This is a genomic window from Agrobacterium vitis, assembly GCF_013337045.2.
Taxonomy (GTDB): domain Bacteria; phylum Pseudomonadota; class Alphaproteobacteria; order Rhizobiales; family Rhizobiaceae; genus Allorhizobium; species Allorhizobium vitis_B.
Window position 1 is genome coordinate 425,419 of sequence record NZ_CP118260.1, and the last position, 23,476, is coordinate 448,894.

Annotated in this window: 21 protein-coding genes; 8 read left to right on the plus strand and 13 right to left on the minus strand. The window is 57.8% G+C overall.

The features are described 5' to 3' along the window. Nucleotides 1–45: 45 nt before the first annotated feature. A complete protein-coding gene (locus tag G6L01_RS19795; protein ID WP_070165314.1) occupies nt 46–1,944 on the minus strand; it encodes a bifunctional sugar phosphate isomerase/epimerase/4-hydroxyphenylpyruvate dioxygenase family protein in 1,899 nt (632 codons plus the stop codon). Between the two features lie 149 nt (nt 1,945–2,093). On the opposite strand from G6L01_RS19795, the gene G6L01_RS19800 reads away from it, so the two are divergent. Then, nucleotides 2,094–2,819, plus strand: coding sequence for a TetR/AcrR family transcriptional regulator (locus G6L01_RS19800; protein ID WP_070165676.1), 726 nt, complete (start codon nt 2,094–2,096; stop codon nt 2,817–2,819). Here the strand turns inward: G6L01_RS19800 and aroQ are convergent. From aroQ to treZ, 9 genes are all read right to left on the minus strand, one after another. Continuing rightward, nucleotides 2,791–3,234 carry a type II 3-dehydroquinate dehydratase gene (gene aroQ / locus G6L01_RS19805; RefSeq protein WP_070165315.1) on the minus strand — a complete coding sequence of 148 codons (444 nt, stop codon included), beginning with the start codon at nt 3,232–3,234 and terminating at the stop codon, nt 2,791–2,793. The two genes, G6L01_RS19800 and aroQ, sit on opposite strands and share 29 nt — an antisense overlap. Beyond that, complete coding sequence (locus tag G6L01_RS19810) at nt 3,231–4,100, minus strand: shikimate dehydrogenase (RefSeq protein ID WP_070165674.1); 870 nt, start codon at nt 4,098–4,100, stop codon at nt 3,231–3,233. Before G6L01_RS19810 ends, aroQ begins: the two co-directional genes overlap by 4 nt. Nucleotides 4,101–4,171: 71 nt before the next feature. Continuing rightward, nucleotides 4,172–4,930 carry an amino acid ABC transporter ATP-binding protein gene (locus G6L01_RS19815; protein WP_070165316.1) on the minus strand — a complete coding sequence of 253 codons (759 nt, stop codon included), beginning with the start codon at nt 4,928–4,930 and terminating at the stop codon, nt 4,172–4,174. 13 nt (nt 4,931–4,943) lie between these two features. Continuing rightward, nucleotides 4,944–5,783: a transporter substrate-binding domain-containing protein gene (locus G6L01_RS19820; RefSeq protein ID WP_070165678.1), complete on the minus strand. Its 840-nt coding sequence runs from the start codon at nt 5,781–5,783 to the stop codon at nt 4,944–4,946. Between the two features lie 130 nt (nt 5,784–5,913). Next, nucleotides 5,914–6,564: an amino acid ABC transporter permease gene (locus tag G6L01_RS19825; protein WP_070165317.1), complete on the minus strand. Its 651-nt coding sequence runs from the start codon at nt 6,562–6,564 to the stop codon at nt 5,914–5,916. A gap of 10 nt (nt 6,565–6,574) precedes the next feature. Next, a complete protein-coding gene (locus tag G6L01_RS19830) occupies nt 6,575–7,243 on the minus strand; it encodes an amino acid ABC transporter permease (protein WP_070165318.1) in 669 nt (222 codons plus the stop codon). Between the two features lie 708 nt (nt 7,244–7,951). Beyond that, a complete protein-coding gene (locus G6L01_RS19835) occupies nt 7,952–8,881 on the minus strand; it encodes a SphA family protein (protein ID WP_139190108.1) in 930 nt (309 codons plus the stop codon). 148 nt (nt 8,882–9,029) lie between these two features. Further along, nucleotides 9,030–9,290: a hypothetical protein gene (locus G6L01_RS19840; RefSeq protein ID WP_139190109.1), complete on the minus strand. Its 261-nt coding sequence runs from the start codon at nt 9,288–9,290 to the stop codon at nt 9,030–9,032. Nucleotides 9,291–9,418: 128 nt separating this feature from the next. After that, nucleotides 9,419–11,182 carry a malto-oligosyltrehalose trehalohydrolase gene (gene treZ / locus G6L01_RS19845; RefSeq protein ID WP_070165320.1) on the minus strand — a complete coding sequence of 588 codons (1,764 nt, stop codon included), beginning with the start codon at nt 11,180–11,182 and terminating at the stop codon, nt 9,419–9,421. 201 nt (nt 11,183–11,383) lie between these two features. Here treZ and treY point away from each other — a divergent pair, with 201 nt between their 5' ends. From treY to G6L01_RS19865, 4 genes are all read left to right on the plus strand, one after another. After that, a complete protein-coding gene (gene treY, locus G6L01_RS19850) occupies nt 11,384–13,915 on the plus strand; it encodes a malto-oligosyltrehalose synthase (RefSeq protein WP_070165321.1) in 2,532 nt (843 codons plus the stop codon). A 114-nt stretch (nt 13,916–14,029) separates the two neighbouring features. Beyond that, nucleotides 14,030–14,461, plus strand: coding sequence for an OsmC family protein (locus G6L01_RS19855; RefSeq protein WP_070165322.1), 432 nt, complete (start codon nt 14,030–14,032; stop codon nt 14,459–14,461). A gap of 215 nt (nt 14,462–14,676) precedes the next feature. After that, complete coding sequence (locus G6L01_RS19860) at nt 14,677–15,600, plus strand: SHOCT domain-containing protein (RefSeq protein ID WP_070165323.1); 924 nt, start codon at nt 14,677–14,679, stop codon at nt 15,598–15,600. Between the two features lie 321 nt (nt 15,601–15,921). Further along, nucleotides 15,922–17,421, plus strand: coding sequence for an FAD/NAD(P)-binding protein (locus tag G6L01_RS19865; protein WP_174089294.1), 1,500 nt, complete (start codon nt 15,922–15,924; stop codon nt 17,419–17,421). Between the two features lie 47 nt (nt 17,422–17,468). Here G6L01_RS19865 and G6L01_RS19870 read toward each other — a convergent pair whose 3' ends face one another. Genes G6L01_RS19870 through G6L01_RS19880 form a run of 3 tightly spaced genes read right to left on the minus strand, consistent with a single transcriptional unit; the run spans nt 17,469 to nt 20,153 of the window. Next, nucleotides 17,469–18,296 carry an ATP-binding cassette domain-containing protein gene (locus G6L01_RS19870; protein WP_070165324.1) on the minus strand — a complete coding sequence of 276 codons (828 nt, stop codon included), beginning with the start codon at nt 18,294–18,296 and terminating at the stop codon, nt 17,469–17,471. A 5-nt stretch (nt 18,297–18,301) separates the two neighbouring features. After that, nucleotides 18,302–19,144 carry an ABC transporter permease subunit gene (locus tag G6L01_RS19875; protein ID WP_234891874.1) on the minus strand — a complete coding sequence of 281 codons (843 nt, stop codon included), beginning with the start codon at nt 19,142–19,144 and terminating at the stop codon, nt 18,302–18,304. A 40-nt stretch (nt 19,145–19,184) separates the two neighbouring features. Then, on the minus strand, nt 19,185–20,153 hold the full coding sequence (locus G6L01_RS19880; protein ID WP_070165325.1) for an aliphatic sulfonate ABC transporter substrate-binding protein: 969 nt from the start codon (nt 20,151–20,153) through the stop codon (nt 19,185–19,187). A gap of 383 nt (nt 20,154–20,536) precedes the next feature. On the opposite strand from G6L01_RS19880, the gene G6L01_RS19885 reads away from it, so the two are divergent. The 3 genes from G6L01_RS19885 to G6L01_RS19895 all read left to right on the plus strand — a co-directional run bounded on the left by G6L01_RS19885 (nt 20,537) and on the right by G6L01_RS19895 (nt 23,455). Then, nucleotides 20,537–21,502 (plus strand): aliphatic sulfonate ABC transporter substrate-binding protein, encoded by a 966-nt coding sequence (locus tag G6L01_RS19885; protein WP_070165326.1) that lies wholly within the window; start codon nt 20,537–20,539, stop codon nt 21,500–21,502. Between the two features lie 25 nt (nt 21,503–21,527). Further along, nucleotides 21,528–22,718, plus strand: a complete 1,191-nt coding sequence (gene ssuD / locus G6L01_RS19890) for an FMNH2-dependent alkanesulfonate monooxygenase (RefSeq protein WP_070165327.1) — start codon at nt 21,528–21,530, stop codon at nt 22,716–22,718. A gap of 269 nt (nt 22,719–22,987) precedes the next feature. After that, on the plus strand, nt 22,988–23,455 hold the full coding sequence (locus G6L01_RS19895; RefSeq protein ID WP_070147699.1) for an RrF2 family transcriptional regulator: 468 nt from the start codon (nt 22,988–22,990) through the stop codon (nt 23,453–23,455). The last annotated feature ends 21 nt before the right edge of the window (nt 23,456–23,476 follow it).

The following is a 23,476-nucleotide window of genomic DNA, read 5'->3' on the forward strand; positions in this document are numbered from 1 at the left end:
CTCAGATTGAGGCGAACAGATCGTCAGCGATAGCGGCAGTCATTCTTATCTCGGAACGCCATCCGGGCGCAGCTGCCGTCGCTGGGCTGCGATACGGAACGGGGCGTTCATCGCACCATAACCACCATAGGCACCCCGTCGCTCGACGATTTCGAAGAAAAAGCCCTCACCGAAGGTGCGGCTGTAGATCTGGAAATACTCGCCATTGTCGTCGCGGTCGTAAAGGATGCTGGCCGAACGCAGGGCATCGGCAAAATCCGGTTCCAGACCGAAACGGGCTTCCAGATCGTCGTAATAATTGCGCGAGATGGTCAGCGCCTGGAAGCCGCAGGCTGAGAGCGCCTGCGCCGTCGCGAAGATATCGTCGGTCGCCAGGGCGATATGCTGGATGCTAGTGCCGAAGCCTTCCTCGAGAAATTTTCCGGCGACGGTTTTCCGGTTATCGGCGCCGTTCAGCGTCACCCTGAAACGAGGGTCTGGTTTGCTTTCGATCGCCTGGCTGCGCACCAGACCGCCCGGATCGACCACATCGACCATGGGCGTGCGCCGCGTGGCGAAGATCGAGCCATAAAACAGCAGGCATGTCAGCATCTCGTCATAGCGGGTTGTCTGGGCGAGATGGTCGATACGGGTCAGGCGGGTATTTGCCGGAGCCGGATTGGCCTCGACGTCTTTGAATTCCTGTTTCCAGATGCCGGATAGGGCAGGCGTGTCATCAAGGAAATAAATGACGCCATTGCTGACCCCTTGAATGGCAGGCACGGGTACTTCGCCCGGTTTGCGCGGTTCGGAAAAGCTCGTTGCCCCCAGCGCCGTGGCGCGCTTCAAGGCGTCTTCGGCACTTCCTACCTTCATGCCGAAGGCGTAGGCACTTGTGCCGTGGATTGCGTAGGATGCCCCGGCAAAACTGTTGTTTGTCGTATCTGTATTGATGAGAATGCGGATGTCGCCCTGGGTGTAAAGGTCAAGATCCCTGTTGCGATGGGTGGCGGATTTCGAAAAGCCGAGTGTCGCTAAGAACGCCGCCAGATCCTGTTTTTCCTCGACCGACGTCGCAAATTCCACGAATTCGACGCCCTGGGTTTCGACAGGGGCTGGCATGGCCGGGGCGCTGAGCCGGATATCGGGCTCGAGGCGTTGGACCTGATCCATGAGGTAGACCAGCGAGCGGTGGCCGTCCTCGGCAATGGCACGCGGTGAGCCTCCCCGGAACTGGTCGTTGAAAATCTCCAGGGATAGCGGCCCGGTATAGCCTGTGGCGGCCACAGCACGCATGAAATCGACCACCGGCAAGTCACCTTCGCAGGGCATGTTGCGGAAATGGCGGCTCCAGTAGAGCAGATCCATGTCAAACAGCGGCGCATCGGCGAGTTGGACGATGAAGATCTTGTCGCCGGGAATAGAGCGGATCGAGTTCGGATCGATCTTGCGCGACAGGGTGTGAAAACTGTCGAGGATCAGGCCGACATTGGCATGGTTTGCCCGGCGCACCACTTCCCAGGCATCCCTGTGGTCGTTGACGTGACGACCCCAGGCGAGCGCCTCGTATCCGACGCGGACGCCGTGCTTTGCCGCGCGTTCTCCCAGTTCCTGGAAATCGGCGGCGGCCCGGTCGATGCCGCCCAGCGAGATCGGCGAGACATTTGAGCAGATCAGCATCAGGTCGGTGCCTAGCTCATCCATGATCTCGAATTTGCGCTCGGCCCGCTCAAAAGCGCGGGCCCGGTGCAGTTCCGGCATGCCTTCGAAATCGCGGAAGGGCTGGAACAGCGTAATGTCGAGACCGTGGTCGGCGACCATTTTCGCCACATCCCGGGGGGAGGCATCATAGGTCAGGAAGTCGTTTTCGAAAATTTCGACACCGCTGAAGCCTGCCTTGGCAATGGCTGCCAGCTTTTCAGGAAATTCCCCACTGATCGATACGGTTGCAATCGATGTCCGCATGGTTACTGTTCCGGTGCCTGGGTGGGGTGCTGAATGGGTGCTCGTCCGGTCGCTTTTGTCTGGGCTTGCCATATTGCTTCCTTTCCGGCTTTATGTACTGCTTGGTTAAGAAGTAGAGCCTGGCGTTGCTGCCTGGCGGCGGATGGATGATGAAACGGGACGCAACCACGCGAGACGGTAAAGAGGCTCGCCCGGTCAAAGGGGAGCCTGGCAAACGGGACACGGCCAAACGGGACCCGGAAGGCGTTCGCCGCGACATCCTGTCGGTTGCGATGGAAGAGTTTTCGCAAAACGGCCTGTCTGGCGCACGCATTGATGAGATCGCCGCCAGAACCCGCACGTCCAAGCGGATGATCTATTATTATTTTGGCGATAAGGAAGGGCTTTACCAGCGCGTTCTGGAGGAAGCCTATGGCAAGGTTCGCGGCGGAGAAATGGACCTGGAGCTGGAAGGGCTCGACCCCATCGCCGCGCTCGACAAGCTCTGTCGGTTTACCTTCGACCATCACCGCCGCAACCCTGCCTTCATTCGCATGGTGATCATCGAGAATATTCATCACGGCCGTCATATGCAATTGTCCGAGACGATCAGGGGTCTCAACCAGCCGGCAATCGAGGCGCTGCACGGCGTTTTGCTGCGCGGGCAGGAGCAGGGACTGTTCCGGCAGGGCATCGACCCGCTTGAATTGCACTGGCAGATCAGCGCGCTGTCGTTTTTCAATGTGTCGAACGCGGCCAGTTTTTCCGTGATTTTCGGCAATGCGCTGTTTACGGCAGACGGCCAGGAGACCCTGTCGCGCCACGTGGCCGACATGGTGCTGCGCTATGTGCTGCGTGCCGAGCATATCAGCCCGATCGAGCAACGCGGCCGATAAGATGGCGCAATGCCATTTCATAGCCCTCGATGCCCAGCCCTGCGATGACGCCCTCCGCCCGCGTTGAAACGTAGGAGTGATGCCGGAACACCTCTCGCTTGTGGATGTTCGAAATATGCACTTCGATGACCGGTGCCTCAAAAGTGTTGAGCGCGTCAAGGATCGCCACCGATGTGTGGGTGAAGGCGCCGGGATTGATGACGATTCCAGCCGCCTTGCCGCGCGCTTCGTGGACCCAGTCGATGATCTCGTATTCCCGGTTGCTTTGCGCGAAAAAAATCGAATGTCCTGCCGCCTCGGCAATCACCCGGCAATTGTCCTCGACATCGGCAAGGGTTTCACGACCGTAAATCTCAGGCTGACGTTGGCCGAGAAGATTGAGATTTGGACCGTTCAGGATGAAAAACAGGCTCATGCCGCTCCCTCCGAAAGACAAAGTTCAGTGAAATGGGCGCTCATCCGCTCGGCATCCGGCTCATAGCCGCAGAACAGACGGAAGGCACCGACCGCCTGAAACACCGCCATCCCGCCGCCGGGCAGTGTTTGGCAGCCCTTGTCGCGCGCTGTTGCGATCAGTTCGGTGACGAGCGGCATATAGACGATGTCGGCAACCCAATGGCGCGGCGCGATCAGGTCAGCGGCGACCGGCATTCCCGGATGGGCGGGCATCCCGACCGGGGTGGCGTGAATAAGGCCATCGGCCTCAGCTAACGACTGGCCAGGATTGGTGACGGCATGGGCGCGTCCCGCGTTGAACCGGTCATTGAGTGTCGCTGCCAGCCCTTGGGCTCTCGTGAGGTCCTGGTCGAAAATGTCCAACTGCTCGATCCCCAATTTCAGCGCGGCATGGGCAACGGCAACCCCCGCGCCGCCTGCGCCGATCAGCAATGCCCGTTTCAGCGCTGCATCCGGCAGGCCGCGCTGGAAGCTTTCGTAGAAGCCTGACCAGTCAGTATTATGGCCGATCCGCTTGCCATCTTTGAAGACGACCGTATTCACGGCGCCTAGCATCCGGGCATCTTCGGAAAGATCGTCAAGATATGGAATGACCGCCTGCTTGAAGGGATGGGTGATATTGGTGCCGGCAAACCCGCGTGCCTGGCACTCGTCCAGCAGATCGGGGAGCGCGCTTTCCGGCAGGTTGCGCACATGGATATCGAGCAATTCGTAGCGATAATCCAGCCCGTGCGCCGCCCCTTCGTGCATATGCAAAGCGGGAGATTTGGAGAGCTGGATATCGGTACCGATCAGCCCGACGTGAAGAATGGGTTTCTCTGTCATGAATGCGTCCACTTGGTCGGCGTGGTGAAGGCTCTTACCTGCCTGTTGCGTTGTCGCGGCGGCAATTCCGCTCAGTGATGGGCAAGAATTTCGCCCAGGAAGGCGCGGGTGCGCTGATGCTGAGGATTGCGGAAGAACTCCTCCGGTGGTCCTTCCTCGATGATCTGCGCGGAGGCCATGAACACGACACGATCTGCAACCTGACGGGCAAAGCCCATTTCATGGGTGACGCAGATCATCGTCATGCCGTCGCGGGCAAGACTGATCATTGTATCCAGCACTTCCTTGACCATTTCCGGGTCAAGAGCCGACGTTGGCTCATCGAACAGCATCGCCTTCGGTTCCATGCAAAGCGCGCGCGCGATAGCGACGCGTTGCTGCTGACCGCCGGAAAGCTGGGCGGGATATTTGTCCGCCTGGTCCAGAATGTGAACACGATCCAGATATTTGCGGGCGACCTCTTCGGCTTGTGGCTTCTGAAGCCCCTTCACCCGCATCGGCGCAAGGGTGCAGTTTTCCAGGATGGTCATGTGCGGAAACAGGTTGAAGCTCTGGAACACCATGCCAACCTCGCGGCGCACGGCGTCGATGGTGCGGCTCGCGCTGGTGAGCGTGGTGCCTTCGACGGTGATCTTGCCTTCCTGGATGTCCTCCAGATGATTTATGCAGCGGATCAATGTCGATTTTCCGGAGCCGGACGGCCCGCAAAGGACGATTTTTTCACCTTTGCGGACTGTCAGGTTGATGTCTTTCAGCGCGTGGTAGGCTCCATACCACTTTCCAACGCCTTCAAGTGCGATCAGTGGAACCTGTGCGGTGGATTGTTGCATGGAAGCCTCTCCATTACTTCGCGGTGAACGGGATGTCCGGAAGCGAATCCGGGAATGCCGGAACGTCGCGCTTCATCCACTTGGCGTAGATCTTTGCCAGTTGGCCATCGGCCTTGATCTTGTCGATGAAGCTGTTGATGCTTTCGTTCCAGTCCTTCTCGCCCGGACGCATCCCGGCGCCGTTATAGAGCGTGACAAGGTCGAACTTCGTTTCATACTTGCCTGCGGCAGCAGCGTTCAGGCGGTCGCCATAGAACTGGTTGCCACCAACAGCCTCGACCTGACCTGAAATCAGAGCCTGGATGTTTGCTGCGTCATCATCGAAACGCAGGATGCTGGCCTTGGTGCCAGCGCCAGCGGTGATGGCGGTGTCCATGGCGCTGGATTTCGGCACGCCGACGGACACGCCGGTCAGATCGTCATAGCTGCCGATCTTCTTGTCCTTCGGTCCGTAGACTGACAAGACGTTGCCGGCATAGGGCTTGGAGAACTGGATGGTCTTGGCGCGGTCGGCAGTCATGCCCATGGTGGCAAACAGGATATCGACCTTGCCGGTCATCAGGGCGGGAATGCGGTTGGCCACGGCCAGCGGCACAAACTCGGCCTTGACGCCGAGATAGTCCGCATAAGCCTTGCCGATATCTGCATCCAGACCGTCCTGCACGCCGCTGGAATTAACAAAGCCCCACGGCGAATTGTCGCCCTGAATGCCGATGATGACCTTGCCCTTGGCCTTGGCCTGTTCCAGCGTACCGGCGAAGGCCGTGGCGGGAGCGACGAGCGACATGGTCGCCGCCGCCGCGATGAGGGCGAGCGCCGTGCGGCGCTTGATTGTCATTGTCCTGGATTTCATCATTTGCTCCTCCTTACAAAGCTGATGAGAGTGGTGCTTGGCACCAAACCTGGTGTCGTCTTTTGTTGTGCTTTCCTTGTTTTCGTTTTGTATTGAGGAAAGCCGGGTTCTACACGTCGTCTGGCAAACTTTACCGGGCGGCGGCTTGAAGCCGTTTCTCTTTTCTGGCGCCCCAGAGTGAAAGCGGCCAGCAAATCAGGAAATAGATGATGCCGACGATGGCAAAGACCGTCAGCGGACGGAATGTCTGGTTGGAGACGATCTGCCCCGCCCGCGACAGCTCCACGAAACCGACAATGGCGGCAAGCGAGGTGCCTTTGATCAATTGCACCAGAAAGCCGATGGTGGCGGGCAGGGAGACTTTGAACGCCTGCGGCAGGACCACGTCCTTCATGATCGATGCGTAATGCAGGCCGAGCGCTTTTGCAGCCTCTGTCTGCCCCTTGGGTACGGCCTGAATGCCACCGCGCCAGATATCGCCCAGAAAGGCGCTGGCATGCAGCGTGAAGGCAATGGCGACAGCGATCCAGGCATCCACATCCAAGCCCAGCAAGGCAACGCCGTAATAGACGACGAACAGTTGCATCAGCAGCGGAGTGCCTTGAAAGACGGCGATATAGCCAGCGGTCGCCGTGCGCAGGGCGGCACTGTCGGCCACCCGGGCCAGAGCGACGCAAAGGCCGAAGAAGCCACCGCCGACAAAGCCGATGGCGGTCAACGCCAGCGTCCATTTCAAGCCTTGCAGCAGGAAGAACAGTTCATTGGGTCCGATAGAAGCCATCGTCTCTTCCTCACTTTACCGGGTAACTGAAGAAAATGCGGGAGATGAGCGCGAAAGCCCCCATCATCAGTGAGGAAATCACCAGGTAAAGCAGGGTGATCGAGAAATAGACCTCGAAGGACCGGAACGTATCCGCTTCGATTTTCTGGGCAACAGATGTCAATTCGTAAGCCGCAATTGACGTGCAGACCGATGTCGTCAGCGTCAGCATGATGAACTGGCTGGTGAGCGACGGATAGACGGCGCGCAAAGCTGGCTTGAGAATGATGTGGCGCAGGATTTGTGCGCGGTGCAGGCCGAGCGCAAGGCCCGCCTCCACCTGCCCCTTGCCGATGGAATCCACCCCGCCGCGAATGATCTCTATGGCATAGGCGCCGCCGTTCAGGCCGAGCGCAACGATTGCCGTCACTGTCGGGTTGAGCCGGACGCCGATTTGCGGAAGGGCAAAGAAGATGAAGAAGATCTGCACGAGGAAGGGCGTATTGCGGATCAACTCGACAAAGCCGATCGTCGCGCCTCTGAGGATACGCGACGGCGACCGGCGGGCAACAACCCCAAAAATGCCGATGACGGTGGCAATGGACATGCCTGCAATGGCAAGACCAATGGTTGCGAGGCATGCCAGGATCAATTCCGGCAACCGCTCGATCACAACCGAAAAGTCGAGTGTGTAACCCATTTTCCCTCCCAGGCATTGTCTAAGCCTTGACTGACAAGGCTTGCAGCTCCTCGTGCAAGCGGCAAGGCTGGCACGCTCCCTTAAATTGTCCGCGGGTTGTGGCGCTCTCTCCTCGCGCCCAAACTCTATCGTTAATATGTTTGTACCAGTTAGTTCATAGTTAGGCAATATGATTTGCGAAAGATCAATCGATGTGGATTGACGAATTTCGGGTGCTCTTGAGCATCGGTCCGAAAAGTGGAAGCCGACTTTCTGCACGATGCTCTAAGCCAAGGTAAGGCGATTACAACATTTGATGTCTGTCGCCTCCCTTTATTCAAGCTGAATTGAATGCGGGCCGACCCGCTTCTGCCAGTTTGATGCAGCGAGTGCAGATAGAATGGGGAAATGGGAGGAGAGGCGACAGGTCCCACGCCTCTGACGCGCCAAATAATATAGACGCTCATCTTATGCCAAGTCTCGAAGATGCTGACGCATCTTCAACTTAAAAAAACTAAAATATCTCAAATGTGTCAGAGGCTTGAGACGTTTTCAAAAAGAATATGGAGATCCATTTTCAATGAATCTCCATAGGACACGAAAGCCCGAAGATGTGTTGGCATCTTCGGGCTTTCGTATGCGGAGAAATTTAAGGGGCAGGCGGTTGAATTTCTGTCGGATCGCCTGCCCGGAACGCTCGTCTGGAAAATCGAGCTGTATCGGATAATTCTAGAATTTTGTTGCGACATTCACCCAGAGAGTGTTGCCTTCGCTTCGGTTTTTCGCCACCACGTCATGCTGCCAGGATGCGCTTATGCCCAGGCCCGGATTGAAGCTATAGGACAGTGATGGGCCGACCGCGAGGCCTTCGCCGCGATGGCCGTCGGAGGCGACGCCGGGTCCTTTGTCATCGGTGAACTGCTTAAGGTAATATCCTGTTGCTCCGACCCTTATCTTGCCGAAATTCCAGCCAACTGCGTAATCGAGGACGAACTCATTGCCGGTTTTGTAATCGGTTGCGGTGTTTTCGGAATTGAAGATGACCCGGGCTGCGGTTGCGAATTCAAGGCCTTGCGGGTCTGAATAATGATAGGCAATCGTTGGCTGCACGGACCAGTGATTAAGGCCGGCATTGGCCAGTGCATTCTCATCGTAAGCGCCGGTCGGCATGCCGATGTCTATGCCGGTGATGAATGTCTGCTTTTGATCCGGGTGCCATGACAGCCCAACAGTTGCGGTTGCATCTCCCATGTTGAAGCCGGAGTCTTTTGCAAATGCGTTAGAAATGTCGAGATGAATAAGCGGAAGGACGAGCTGTCCCCAAAGCTGGGCTTCGCCGATACGGATATCTGATACATACATGAAGCGCAGTGTTTCAACGGTGGCTTTCACCTTGAAGTCTATGGGTATTTCACGACCCTTGCCGTCGTTGACTCTGTTGGCGGTGAAATAACTTGTCTGCGAGAGAAAATAAAATCCCTCAAATGGAGGAATGGCACCCGCATAAAATTGTGAAGCGCCCGGCGCATATTGCGTATTGCTGTTTTCGGCTGCGTTTGCCACGGTCATACAGTTGATGAGTAAAAGTGCTGTCCCCAGCAGCGTCCTTGCTCTTTTCATTTTTCGCTCCTCCTCTTGCGATAATTGAAAATATCCCACAGGTGATCGATCACTGAATGTGATGATATTTGAATCTACTGATGTTGCTGTGTTCGGTGCAAAAACGTATTTTTAAATACTATTCACCCTTGGTGATCTGTATTTCTGTCGTTTTTTGATTGGATATAAGTCCCCAGCAATATTTTAATCACAGCGCCGCCACCCTTGGTGTATGACGACCAATGATAATCTCCCTATTCTCCTCCCATTTCTGGTAGAGAAGGGATTGACGAATGTAAAATTCCAATTCGCAATAGAATGTATTGATTTGATAAATGACCTGAGGCGGAGAGGTCTTGTTTCCACACTGCGGACGTAGCGCCGTGTTGATGAGATTTAGACTATCTCGCATTGCATCTATGCTTGAAGCGACCTCGAAAACAACGCCAAGAGCCGTTGTCGGGGTCACCCCCTATGGCTCCACGAATCGGGTGCAATTTAAGCCGAAATTATGCAGCAGATACAATGCGTTACAGCGCCAGGCACTCTATGTGGTGCCTGGCCCTGTCGCTCAGATCGGCAGGGTTGCCCTTCGCCTCAGCGAGAGCCGATATGCCAAACAACGGCCCAGGGGCCGAGCTGGTTATCCGGCTGGGCGCCGAACGTGAAAAAGCAATCTCCGCTTGCCTTTACGGGTTTTTTTACATCCTCGGCAGACAGATTGGCGGTGAGTGTCAGGACGTGTTCGCTGAGCGTCCAGCGCACAGTTATCACGGGTCCCTGGCTGCTATGGCTGGCGACATGGCCGCGCGTATCGCGGAGAAGAGGCGTGATTTTCTCTTTGCGAAGCGCCAGCAATTCGCGATAAAATTTCAAAATATCGCCGTCTTGCTGGTCTGGTTTCCATGATAATTTGGCGCTGTTGAACGTTGTCTGCGCTGTTGGGTCGGAGGCATCCTCGGCATCGAAGCCGGGTAGCCTGGACAGTTCCTTGCGTCGTCCCTGCCGTACCGCTTCATTCAGCTCTTCATTGAAATCGCAAAAGAATGGAAAGGGGGTCTTGGCGCCCCATTCCTCTCCCATGAACAGCATGGGGATCTGCGGGGCCAAAAGATAAACTGCCGCCAGTGCCTTTAGCGCCTCTTTTGGTTGCGATGCGGCCATTCTGTCGCCCATGGCGCGATTGCCGATCTGGTCATGGTTCTGGACAAAGGAAATGAACGCGGTTGGCGGCAGGTGGGTGCTCGGCATGCCCCTTTGCTTGCCGCTATAGGGCATGTGTTCGCCTTGATAGACAAAGCCCTCCGCCAGCGCCCGGCCAAGTTTCGACGCGTCATCTGCATAATCCTGGTAATAACCAAAATTTTCACCGGTGGCAGCGATGTGCAGGACATGGTGAATGTCGTCATTCCACTGCGCGGTGAAATGGATGGGCGCACCATTTTCATTACGCTCAAGCAGGTCGGCATTGTTGTCTTCATTCTCGACGATCAGATGCACGGCCCGTCCGGGTGCGCAAGCCCGCGTCCGTCTGGCAATATCATGCAGGATATGGGGCTTGCGCTCGTCCTCTATGGCATGCACCGCGTCGAAGCGCAGTCCGTCAACCCGAAACTCCTCCACCCAGTATATGGCATTGCGCACGACGAATTCACGCACGGCTTCCGACTGGTCGCCGTCGTAATTGATACCCGCCCCCCAGGGCGTGATGTGCTTGTCGGTAAAGATCGGCGCATAGGTGGGAAGATAATTACCATCAGGGCCGAAGTGATTGTAGACCACGTCGAGAAAGACACAGATACCCCGCGCATGGGCTTCGTCCACCAGTCGCTTCAGATCTTCCGGTCGGCCATAGCTGCTGTCGGGCGCATAGGACAATACGCCGTCATAGCCCCAGTTCCACCGGCCCGGAAAATCATTGATCGGCATAAGTTGTAAGGCGGTGACGCCAAGGTTTTTCAAATGGTCCAGCCGCTCGATGATGGCTGAAAACGTACCGGCGGGCGTGAAGCTTCCCACGTGCAGTTCGTAGATGACGATGTCTTCCCAGGGTAGTCCCTGCCATTGGGTTTGCTGCCAGGCGTAGGCGGGGTCGATGACTTCGCTTGGCCCATGCACATCGTCAGGCTGGAAGCGTGAGGCGGGATCTGGAACAGCAAGACCATCTTCCAGGATGAAATTATAACGGCATCCGGCCCCGACCTCCGGCACTTCGATGCTGTGCCAGCCATTTTCACCGGTTGTCATGGCACGGGGCTCCTGTCCCTCGATCTTCAGCAGGACCTTTTCCTGGAGCGGCGCCCAGAAGCTGAAAATCGTGCCATTGTCGGTAAGAACCGGGCCAAATATCATATCCTGCATCGTATCTCCTGCGCATTTCTATGGGTGATCGGGGGCTGATCGGGCGAACCGAGGCGTTAACTTCCAAAGCGCTCCGGTGTTCCGTCTTTCCCGGTATTTGATGCCCGCCTGTATCGGCATACCCACGCAATTATTGCCCGGGACTGCGTGGAACCGATGGCGGCCAGCCGTGTTACTGGCAGACACCATCAAGAGGGCAGCATGACCATCCCAACAGCGACCTACCGCCTGCAATTTCGAAACGGCGTAACATTCGATCATGCGATCGACCTTATTGCGCATTTGAAATCGATGAGCATCAGCCATCTCTATGCATCGCCGATCTTCACGGCCACCCGTGGCTCCACCCACGGTTATGATGTGGTGGATGCCAACGAAATTGACCCGGCCATCGGTGGGAAAGCCGGTTTCGAGCGGATGTGCGCGGCACTTGCAAAGGCGGATATTGGCCTGATCCTCGATATCGTTCCCAACCATATGGCGGCCTCGGTCGAAAATGCCTGGTGGTACGACGTGCTGCGCAATGGCAGCCGCAGCGCCCATGCCGGGCATTTCGACATTGACTGGAGCCGGAAACTGACCTTGCCGGTGCTTGGCAAGACGCTTGAGGAGGCCCTTGCCGATGGTGAGTTGACTGTCATACGGGATGACAACGCCGACCAGTTCAGCCTTGCCTATTTCGAGACGCATATTCCCTTGAGCGATGAAAGCATTGCGCAGGCGCTTGTCTCTGAAAACACCGACCGGGCGGACTTGGCTGAAATGCTCGCGGTGCCTGAAAAAGTCAGGGCGTTACTCAATGGCCAGCATTGGCAGCTTCAACACTGGAAACAGGCCGCAGAAAGCCTGAGCTATCGCCGCTTTTTCGAAGTCACCGGCCTGGTAGGTGTCTGCGTGGAAAAACCGCAGGTATTCGACGATAGCCACCGGTTGATCCTCGATCTGGTGCGGTCGGGGCAGGTTCAGGGATTGCGGATCGATCATGTCGATGGGCTGGCTGACCCGACTGGCTATCTCGCTCGCCTGCGCGAGGCGACGGGACAGCAGACCTATATCACTGTTGAGAAAATTCTGGGGGCAGGTGAGGTGATTGCGCCAAGCTGGCCGGTGTCCGGCACGACGGGCTATGAATTCATCACCGCCCTGTCGCAGCTCTACATCGATGGCGACGGGCTGGAGCGCCTTCAGCAGGCCTATAACGAGACCGATTCAGGCGCTGCGGACTATGTCAAAGGCCTGCGGGACGCCAAGACCCGAATGGTTCAACGCAACTTCAAGGGCGAAGTCACCCGGCTGGTGGCGCTGGCGCAATCGATTGGCACCGGCCACGGCGACGACGAACTGCGCAAGGCGATACAGGAATTGCTGATCGCTTTTCCGGTTTACCGGACCTATGGCTATCGGGGCGGCCTCGATGCGCAAGACAAAATCGTTCTGGAAAAGGTCGTTGCGCAAGCGCGGCTTTGGGGTGTGGACGAGGGAGCGCTTGGCGTTATTGAGCGCCTGCTGCTTGGCGGGTTCGAGGCGGCGGCGGCGGATGAATTCCGCACCCGTTTCCAGCAGTTGAGCGGTCCTGTCATGGCCAAGGCCTTGGAAGATACGCTGTTCTACCGCTATAATCGCCTGATTGCCGCAAACGAGGTTGGTGGTGAACCCGCCCATCCGCCGGGCGGTGTCCGCGCCTTCCACGCCGCAATGACTGAGCGCTTGCAGACCCAGAAGCATGGTCTCACTGCAAGCTCCACCCATGATACCAAGCGTGGGGAGGATGCGCGCGCCCGTCTCTACACACTGTCGGAAGGGGCCGATGCCTGGATCGACGGTTTGAGCCGTTGGCGCCAGATGCATCGCGGCAATCTCACCTCTCTGCCGGATGGTCCCGCACCCGATCCGAATGTGGAGTGGATGCTGTACCAGACTTTGGCAGGGATCTGGCTCGCGCCGACCGAAACGCCCGATCCTGCCACGCTGGCCGACCGCTTTCTGGCCTATACTGAAAAAGCACTTCGGGAGGCCAAGGTGCGAACGGATTGGGCCGAGCCAAACGAGGCTTTCGAACAGGCGGTTCGGGCCTATGCCGAACAGTTGGTGTCACCGGAAAACCGAAGCTTCCTGACGGATTTCAGCGATACGCTGCGACCCTTCATGATGGCAGGCGAGATTAACAGTCTTTCCCAGACGCTGATCAAGCTCACCGCGCCGGGCGTGCCGGATATTTATCAGGGAACCGAGGGCAAGGACGATAGCTTGGTCGATCCGGACAATCGTCGCATCATCGATTATCAGGCGTTAGCAGCCGAGATGAGTGCGCTCGCCGATGAGCGCCCGGTCTCTTTCATTCAGCGCAAGCAAAGGCTGATCCGGGAGGTGCTTGCCCTTCGTAGCCGCCATGCCAGCCTATTCAATGATGGTGATTACGTGCCGTTGGAGGTGACGGGCCGTGGCAGGGATCACGTCATCGCTTTCGCTCGGGTACAGGGCAATGATATCGCGTTGACCATCGCGCCCAGATTGGTGTTTGGCCGGATCGATCCTGAGACGGCAGGGGTTGCAGCGGCCTTTTGGGCGGATACCAAGCTTGTCTGGCCTGAGAGCGTGCAGGGACCGTTGCATAATATTCTGTCAGGCCGGTCGTTCAATCGTGAACAGATGCTGGTTTCGAACTTGCTCGAAGGTAACGATATTGCCCTGCTGGTGACGCCTTCACTCACTGCAACCGACATTCAGCGATAGGGGAACCGATCTTGCGCCGGGGTGTTAACTCATCATCCCGGCCAATGGCCCGCTTATGAATGGAGCGGCGGGGTCCCATAGTTGGGCCTATTTGCATAGAACAAGGAGATTGCCATGAAGATCGAAAAATACGGTTCGGCCCAGTGGTCCGGTGGTTTGAAAGACGGAAAAGGCAAGATTTCGACGCAGAGCGGCGCGTTGGATGCCTATCCTTACGGGTTCAACACCCGCTTTGAAGGCGTCACCGGCAGCAACCCGGAAGAGCTGATCGGTGCGGCCCATGCTGCCTGCTTTACCATGGCCCTATCGATGATGCTGGGCGAGGCCGGACTGACCGCCGAAAGCCTGGAAACCAAGGCCAATGTGACCCTGGAAAAGCTGGAGGCCGGTTTCGCCATCACGGCGATCGAGCTTGTCCTGAAGGGCAAGGTGCCGGGAGCCGATGAAGCCCGGTTTACGGACATTGCCAATCAGGCAAAGGCCGGATGCCCGGTTTCCAAGGCTTTGTCCGCCGTGCCGATCAGCCTGAGCGTAACTCTGGGATAACTCAGCGTTACGCCTGGATAAGTGGTTACCCTGGGATAACTGATTACCCTGGGATAATGACCCAGCCATATCCGGTCTGACTTGCAGGTCAGGCCGGTTGCTTGTGCTGTTTTGAAGAGATGACAGCGCCCCCCTGTGATAACCGGCTGGCACGTGCTAGGCAAACTCAGCAGCTTGACAATCACCGATCGCTGCCAACCGCGAGGGACGCCGTTATGCCTACACTGAGTGACGAGGGCCAAGCGCGTCTGAGCGACATTGCCACCCGCCATGGGGTGAGCTTCGGGGCGGTCGAGCATTTGCTGATGGCGTTGATGGCCGGGAACGGCTACCAGGCCCAGTTCAACCACCCGGATCTCGGTGGCATGGGGCAATGGTCGCAGGGTGGCATGACCATGGTTGGCGACATGTTCAACAATGGGCTGAAGGCCCGGGTTGATAATCTTTGCTCGGATATCGCCACGTTGCTGCAAACCAGTGATCTGCATCGCCCGGCATCCGGCTACGCCTCATCCTCGCAATCACAATCGCAGGGAAATGGCGGGTTTGGTACCTCTTCGAGCGGTGTCAGTCTCTTCATCCCCGGCAGTCTTTCAGCGGCAAACTGGTGGCCAGCCGATCTTGGCTTTCCGGCCTCGACCGGCGCTCAGAACAATTTGCGCTATGCGTTTTTCCCGTCAAGCCGCAGACTGGCGATTGATATTGGCGGGCGCATGACAGTTTACGATACCAGAGACCACCAGATCGGCGGATTTTCCCAGCAACAGGGCGGCGACCAGACGCTGAGCTTCACCTCCCAATACGGTTTGGTGCGGATATCAGAGCTTGAAGTCGTGTCTCCCGGTGCGACTGCGCCCGTTACGAATGTGGTCGGCGAGGCCGCGACTGCGCCCCTCGCGCCAGTCATGCCACCCGTCGCCACTGTTTTTGACCATTCCGAACCAGCGCGTGAGCCTTTGGCACCGGAGATTCAGGCATTTTCGGCAGGCACGTCTCCCATGCCTCCAGCCACTCCCCCGGCAGCCAGTGACGATGAGATCTTTGCCAAGATCGAGAAACTCGCCGCCCTGCATGGCCGCGGCATCCTGACCGACAAGGAATATCAGGACAAAAAGGCCGATCTTCTGTCGAGGCTTTGATTGCAGACGAATTCTGCTCAATAAGGGACATTCGGGATCTGGGATGATGGGGTGGCGGAACAGGCTGCCGTATAGTTACGCCTGCATGGCCTTATCGTGTCATTGAAAAAGCGCTGCAAAAATAGGCGCTTAACACTTGTTTTTTCCCACAGCGATAGGTCGTGTTATCCTGCATGCAAATAGGTCCAGTGGACATCTTTCAATTTAATCTATATATTTTATAGTCAATACATAGTGGCATGAATCGAGGACTGGCAAATTCAACAGGCACTCAGGGCATGCCTGTAGGGCTATCCTGAATGCCGCTTGATGGAGGGCATCATGCCCCAGTTTATTTCAGGGGTTTCTCACTTGGGGGCTGCCCAAGCGAAAAGCAGCATTTCACCTGCCCGCAAGACAGTCGTTATTGTCGGTGGAGGGGTTGCCGGGGCGTCCGTGGCGCGGTTTTTGGCGCAGCGGCAGGACGAGGATCTGCAAATTCTGGTATTTGAGCCGCGATCCACGCTGGGGGCCGGGCTTGCCTATGATACGGATGATCCGGCTCTTCGTCTCAATGTTGAAGCAAACCGGATGATAGCCGATGCTAGGGAGCCACTCGCCTTTGCCGAGTGGTTGCGGCAATCCGGCACGCTTGCAGACGATCCGGACGCCCGCGTCGAATGCACAGGCAGTGATGCCACGCAGGTGTTTGCACGCCGTGAAGCCTTCGGTCGCTTCATGGCGGAACGGATGGCCCCCTATCTCGAAGAGGGTCGTATCCAACATATCCGCGAGACGGTGGAAACCGTGACCCGGATTGGGAGCCGATGGTTGGTGACCGGCAATTTGGGCGCCTGGATCGAGGCCGATATCGTCGTCATGGCGGCCACCCACCCGGCCCCCAAGGCACCGCGGGCATTGCAATCAGCCCTGCAAGGTCATCCACGGTTTATTACCAATCCCGTCGCGGGCCAGAGTCTGTGCGGTATCCGTGCGACGGATCGGGTTCTTGTCGTGGGCATGGGTTTGACGGCAGCGGATATTGTCGCCAGTTTAACGGCCCGTGGCCATCGCGGCGAGATCACCGCTTTTTCACGGCGCGGCATGTCGTCCCGCGGCCATACTCTTCAGCCCCAGGATTGGTCTTGCTCGTTCAGCGAGGATGATTGTCGCTCGGTAAGGTCGTTGATACGTGCCGTGCGGCGTGCGGTGTCCGATGCGCAGGCCCATGGCGTCACCTGGCATGCGGTGACCGATGCCCTGCGCAAACAGGGCCAGACCATTTGGGCGCGTCTCAATACGACGGAACGAAAACGGCTGTTGCGCCACGCCCGCCGTCTTTGGGACGTGCATCGCTACCGGCTGCCACCCCAGGCGCAGGCTATTTGGCAGGAGAGGATGGCTGAGGGCAGTCTGACACTTGCCTCAGGCCGGATGATCAAGATCGAGCGGGGTATCGAGACCATCGCCATCGATCTCGTGGCCGCCTCTACCGGGCTGGTGGAGCGCAAACTGTTCGACTGGGTGGTGCTGGCAACAGGCCCCGATCATGCCAGTGTGTTAAAATCTCAGTCGATGTTTCTGGCGCTGGAAAGCACAGGCCACCTCCAGGCCGATGCTTATGGGCTCGGTATCGCCTGCGATGAGGCCGGTCAGGCCATTGCTATCGATGGGCGACCGCAAGCGGATTTGTTCATTGCTGGACCACTGGCCCGCGGTACGTTTGGCGAGTTGATGGGCGTTCCAGAAGTCGCCCGGCAGGCCGAACTTGTCGCAGATCGTATCGCCGACGCCGTTATAGTGAGCCGCAGCATGGCAAGCCATAGCGTCGAAGCGCGATAGTAGTGTGCTGCCAGCCCGACCGCTTCGGTGCCGGGCTGGCGTAGTCCTCATGCAGGGGCCGCGTCTCCCAGCAGTTTCTCCAATATCTGTGCTTCAATTGCCGCGCATTCCGCCGTGGCGTGCCGCCTTGGGCGTGGCAATGCAACCTTGAGGTCGAGCGCGATGCGTCCGGCGTCGATGACGACGATCCGGTCGGCGAGGGCGACGGCTTCCGACACATCATGGGTGACCAGCACCGCCGTAAACCGCTGCTTTTGCCAGATCCGTTCCAGCAATTGCTGCATTTCGATCCGGGTCAGCGCATCAAGCGCGCCCAGCGGTTCATCCAGCGCCAGAATATGCGGATGCGCCGCCAAGGCGCGGGCAAGCGCGACGCGCTGTTTCTGGCCGCCGGACAGAACGGAAGGCCATTCACCGGCCCGTGTGCCAAGGCCGACCTCTTCCAACAGGGCGCGGGCTGCCGAAAGCGCTTCTTTGCCCTTGGCAATTCCGGTCAGTCCAACGGCGACATTGTCGTCGATCTTTGCCCAGGGAAGAAGACGCGGCTCCTGAAACATCATTCGAACCCGGGCAGCATCGTTCTTGTTGGCATGATGGACAAGTTCGCCGGAGCTTGGCTTATCCAGCCCAGCCAGCAGCCTCAGCAGGGTGCTTTTGCCGCAGCCGCTCTTGCCGATGATCGCCAGGAACTCACCTTCTGCGACATCAAGGTTTATGCCGTCGAGCACGGTCTGGGTTCCGAAACTCTTTCGGACATTGCGGAAGGAAAAGGCCGGGCGGGGGCTGGCAAGCACCGGTTGGGATGCCTGTTCCTGTCTTGTTGCAGGATGCGCTTCCTGAACTGGCCGAAGCCGCGTCACTGTTATTGCGGTCATGGGTCTTACCTCGCTGTCTGGTAGGCCGGATGCCATTGCAGGAACACGCGCTCCAGGAAACGGGCAAGCAGATCCGCCAGTTTGCCGAGCAGCGCATAGATGAGAATGGAAAGAACAACCACGTCGATCAGCAGGAACTCACGCGCCTGCATGGCCATGTAACCGAGGCCGGAAGAGGCGGCGATGGTTTCCGCGACGATCAGCGTCAGCCACATGATGCCAAGGCCATAGCGCAGTCCGGCAAAGATCGCGGGCAGGGCGCCCGGCAGGATAACCTTGCGAAACAGCCGGTAAGGTTTCATGCCGTAAAGGCGGCCCATCTCCACCAGTTGCGGATCGACGCTCTGGATGCCCAGCAGGGTGTTGACATAGATCGGGAAAAACACGCCAAGCGCGACAAGAAAGAGCTTGGCCTCCTCATCGATACCGAACCACAGGATGACCAGCGGGATCAGTGCCAGATGGGGAATATTGCGCACCATCTGCAAGGTGGTATCGGTAATGCCCCGGCTCAATGCCGACAGGCCGTTGAGCAGACCGAGTGCAAAACCGATGCCGCCGCCAATCGCAAAGCCGGCCAGCGCCCGTAGGGTGCTGACGCCGATATTGGTTGGCAACTCGCCTGATAACGTCAGCCGCCAGAAGGCTTCTGCGACGGCAGACGGTGCTGGCAGCACGTTTTGCTGCAATAATCCGGCGCGCGATGATGCTTCCCAGGCAATCAGGATCAGTAAAGGCAGCGCCCAGCCGATGCTGTTGCCAGCCAGACGTGACAGGCCAGCCCCGAACCATGCAAGTCCCAGCGATGGGGCATGTCCGGCATCTTGTCTGATGTTTGAATTCTGCATCGCTTCAACTCCGGCTCATTATCTTCAGTTGCCTGGGTCTTTAGTTGGCTGGCGCAACCCACACGGCGTCTTTGATGTTGATTTTCTTCGGGATCAGGCCGAGCCGGAAGAAACGGTCTGCCGTCTCTTGCTGGGTCGCGACGATCTCGTCGGTAATCTTGAAAATGCCGAACTCGGCCCGGTTGGCAGCCAAAGTCTGGGCATTGAGCGGCACGCCGGTAATGTCATGCAGGGCGGCGGCCAATTGATCGCGATTGTTGGCGGACCATTCCGCTGCGACGGCCAGCGCCTTCAATACGGTCGCCAATGTGTCGGGATGGCTTGCCGCAAAGTCACGATTGGCGAGAAAATAGGTTTTGACCTCAAGCACGTCGCTGGAGCGGGCGAGCGTCACCAGCTCGTATCGGGTCTCGGCAATGGCCAGGAACGGGTCCCAGACGGCCCAGGCGTCCACCTTGTCGCTGGCAAAGGCTGCCGCCGCATCAGCAGGACCCAGATAGACCGGGATGATCTCGTCAAAGCCGATCCCGGCCTTTTCCAGGGCAACCACGACGAGGTTATGGGCGCTGGTGCCTTTTCCGACCGCGACCATGCGGCCCTTGAGACCGGCCAGATCCTTGATGCCGGAACTGGCCTTGACGACGATGCCTTCTCCCTTGCCATTTGGTGGCAGGGCCGCAGCATAGACAATGGCTGCACCGGATGCCTGCCCGAAAATCGGCGGCGCATCTCCTGTCCAGCCGACATGGACGGAGCCGACATTCAAAGCCTCGACCAGCGGCGGTCCAGCGGCGAACTCCACCCAGGATACTGAGGTTCCCTGCGCCTTGAGGGCGGCTTCGATCACGCCCTGCTGGCGTGCGATGACCGGCAGACCGGTTTTCTGGTAGCCGATTTTCAAGGTACCCAATCCTTCGGCCCGAGCGCGGAAGGCAGCGCCAAGCGTCAGGGATAAAACGAGGGAGCCAAGGGCACCGGTCGCAAACAGGCGGCGGGTCAATTCTGTCATGTTGCGTCTCTTGAAAACCTAAGTCCGGGCGATGGTGTCTTCGATTAAAGTATATAGTCTATGGAAATAATGGAGATAATATCGATCAATATTCTGCAAATTGCGGAAACAAATTTCCCCATTAGTGCGGCTTTTAGGTTGGGATGTGCGTCGAGGATGTCCTTTGATGGTAGGGACCTGTGCTGGGTGAAAACCGGCTCTGTTCGTGCAGGTCGGGATCTGGGCATTCGGGAAAGACGAAATTCCGACCCTTGGAGACGGTAAAATGGCGGCAGGAAATTTCCGCAGTCGCCCATAAAGCGAAAAATATTCCTTACAAATTCCATAGACTAAATCATCATATAGGCCTGACGAATGCGACAGACCAAAGGAAGAGACCGTTGATGATCAACCGCAGACAGACCCTTGGCTTGCTTGGCGCTACCGGCACCATCCTCGCCTTGCCAGCAATCCGTACCGCCCAGGCGGCAACCACGACATTGCGGATCGGCTGGCAGAAGAATGGTGTGCTGGCACTGGCCAAGCGCACGGGCGCGCTGGAAAAGCGTCTGGCTGCACGCGGCGTCACTGTGACCTGGGCCGAATTCACCTCCGGCCCGCCGCTGCTGGAAGCGCTGGGTGCCGGTGCGCTCGATTTCGGTCCGACAGGAGATGTGCCGCCACTGTTTGCCCAGGCGGCGGGCGGCAATCTTCTTTATGTCGGCACGTATAAGGGAGCACCCTCCGGCACGGCATTGCTTGTGCACAAGGATTCGCCGATCCAGACGATTGCCGATCTCAAGGGAAAGAAGCTAGCCTTCAAGCGCGGCTCAAGCGCCCATAATTTCGTGGTCAAGGCGCTGAAAACGGCCGGATTGACGCCAGCCGATGTCAAGGCAGCGGATCTGTCGCCTGCCGATGCGGGGGCGGCATTCAAATCTGGAAATGTCGATGCCTGGGCGATCTGGGACCCTTATTTTGCCGTGGCCGAGACCGATCCCAATGCCAGGGTGCTGACGACGGCCAGCGGCATTGTCGATAGCTGGAGCTTCTATTTCGGCAATGGTGATTTCACCACTAAAAACCCGGAGGTGATCACTGAGGTTATCGATGAATTGCGCAAGACCGGTGTTTGGGCCCAGAGCCATCTGGATGAAACCATCACCGCGCTTGCCGAAATCACCGGCGTGCCGCGCGACACGACAAAGACCGTGCTGACCCGGCCCGGCGCCGATCTGGGTAGCGTTTCCACCCTGAACGATGAGGCCATCGCCTATCAGCAGGCCTTGGCCGACGAGTTTCACGCCCTGCAAATCCTGCCGAAGCCTTTGAAGATCGCCGAGATCGTCTGGCGTCCGAAGGCCAGCTGAACCATTTTCATGAAAGGACTTGTCCATGTCTAAAACGTCCAATGCGCAAAATGCGCGGCCCATCGATTTTCTCTGGTTCATCCCCACGTCGGGTGACGGCACCTATCTCGGCTCCAACGATCTGACCCGTCCGGTCGATCACGGTTATCTGCGTGAGATTGCCAGCGCCGTCGACCGGCTCGGCTATTACGGTGTTTTGCTGCCAACGGGGGTCGCCTGTGAGGAATCCTTCGTGACGGCGGCATCGCTGGCTGCCCATACGCAGAAACTGAAATTTCTGGTCGCCATTCGCCCCGGCACGGCATCGCCCGCCTATTACGCGCGGTTGGCCGTGGCCCTGGACCGGGTCTCGAATGGTCGCACGCTGCTGAATATCGTTGTCGGCGGCAGCCCGACGGAGTTGGCGGGTGACGGCATTTTTGTCTCCCATGACGAACGCTATGCCCATGCCGACGAGTTTTTCACCGTCTGGGAAGATCTTCTGAGCAAGGGCCATGCCGACCTGAATGGCAAATATATTCGTGCCGAAGGCGCCCGTCTGGGCTTCCCGCCGGTGCAATCGCCGCGCCCGCCGCTTTATTTCGGCGGCTCTTCGGAGGCCGGGATCGACTTTGCCGCCCGTCGCGTTGACAAATACCTGACCTGGGGCGAACCGCCAGCGCAGGTCAAGGAAAAGGTCGAGGCTGTGCGCGCTGCTGCTGCCCGCAGCGGGCGGGATGTCTCCTTTGGCATCCGTCTGCATTTTATCGTCCGCGAAACCGACGAAGAGGCCTGGGCTGCCGCAGACAAGCTGATCTCTAAACTGTCCGATGAAACCATCCGCGAAACCCAGGCCCGCTTTGCCAAGGAATCCGATTCTGTCGGCCAACGCCGCATGACTGAATTGCACAATGGCCGGCGCGACAAGCTGGAAGTCTCGCCCAATCTTTGGGCTGGGGTGGGGCTGGTACGGGCAGGGGCCGGTACGGCCCTGGTCGGTTCGCCGGAAACAGTGGCGGAACGCCTGCGGGAATATCAGGCCATCGGCATTGATACGGTGATCGGCTCCGGCTATCCGCATCTGGAAGAAGCCTACCGTGTAGCGGAATTGCTGTTTCCGAAGCTTGGCCTGGGCAGGTCGAGCGAAAACGACATTAAGCACAGCGATTTCGCCGATTCGAAAGTTTTTGCCGGCGGAGGCCATTCGGGCGGTTTCCGGGTCGTTTCAGGGTCCTGACGCTCTGCAAGTATCGCTTATTCACTATGCCGCCCTGGGTTGTTCCGGGGTGGCCTTGCCTTTTTTGATGCTTCCATGCAACGAACGGCGGTGAAACGTCGGTCGTTCTGACGTTTGCCAGCCACAATCCCTTGCGGCAAAGCTTGAATGTGAAATACATAATTTTTATATGTTTTTAAAATTCATGCTGTAGTTTGGCTTTATTGCCATGGTGAAATGCGGATGGGGTCGAGATTTGTCGGTCCGGAATGTTGGGAAAGCAGACAGTCATGCTGACGAAAAAAGGCAAATACGGTTTGAAAGCGCTGGTGGATCTGGCTCAGCTTGGACCGGGTGAAACAGCGTTCATCAGCGAGATTGCGCTTAGAAACAACATTCCGAAGAAGTTTCTCGACACCATTCTGCTTGAATTGCGCAATGGTGGCATCCTGCGTTCCAAGAAAGGCCCGGGCGGCGGTTACTCCCTGTCGCATCCCGCCAGTGAAATCCGCATTGGCCACGCCATTCGTCTGCTGGATGGGCCGCTTGCGCCGATCCGTTGCGCCAGCCGCACCGCTTTTGAGGCTTGCGACGATTGTGCCGACCCGGTCAACTGTCAGGTGAGGCGGTCGATGACCCAGGTGCGCGACGCCATCGCTTCTATTCTCGACAATATGACCCTGGAACAATTCGTCGCTACGCCAAGCCTGAATGAGCTGACGCAGGATGAGCAGCAGGAAAAACGCGCTACTGCATAATTCCTTAAATCCTCATGGATT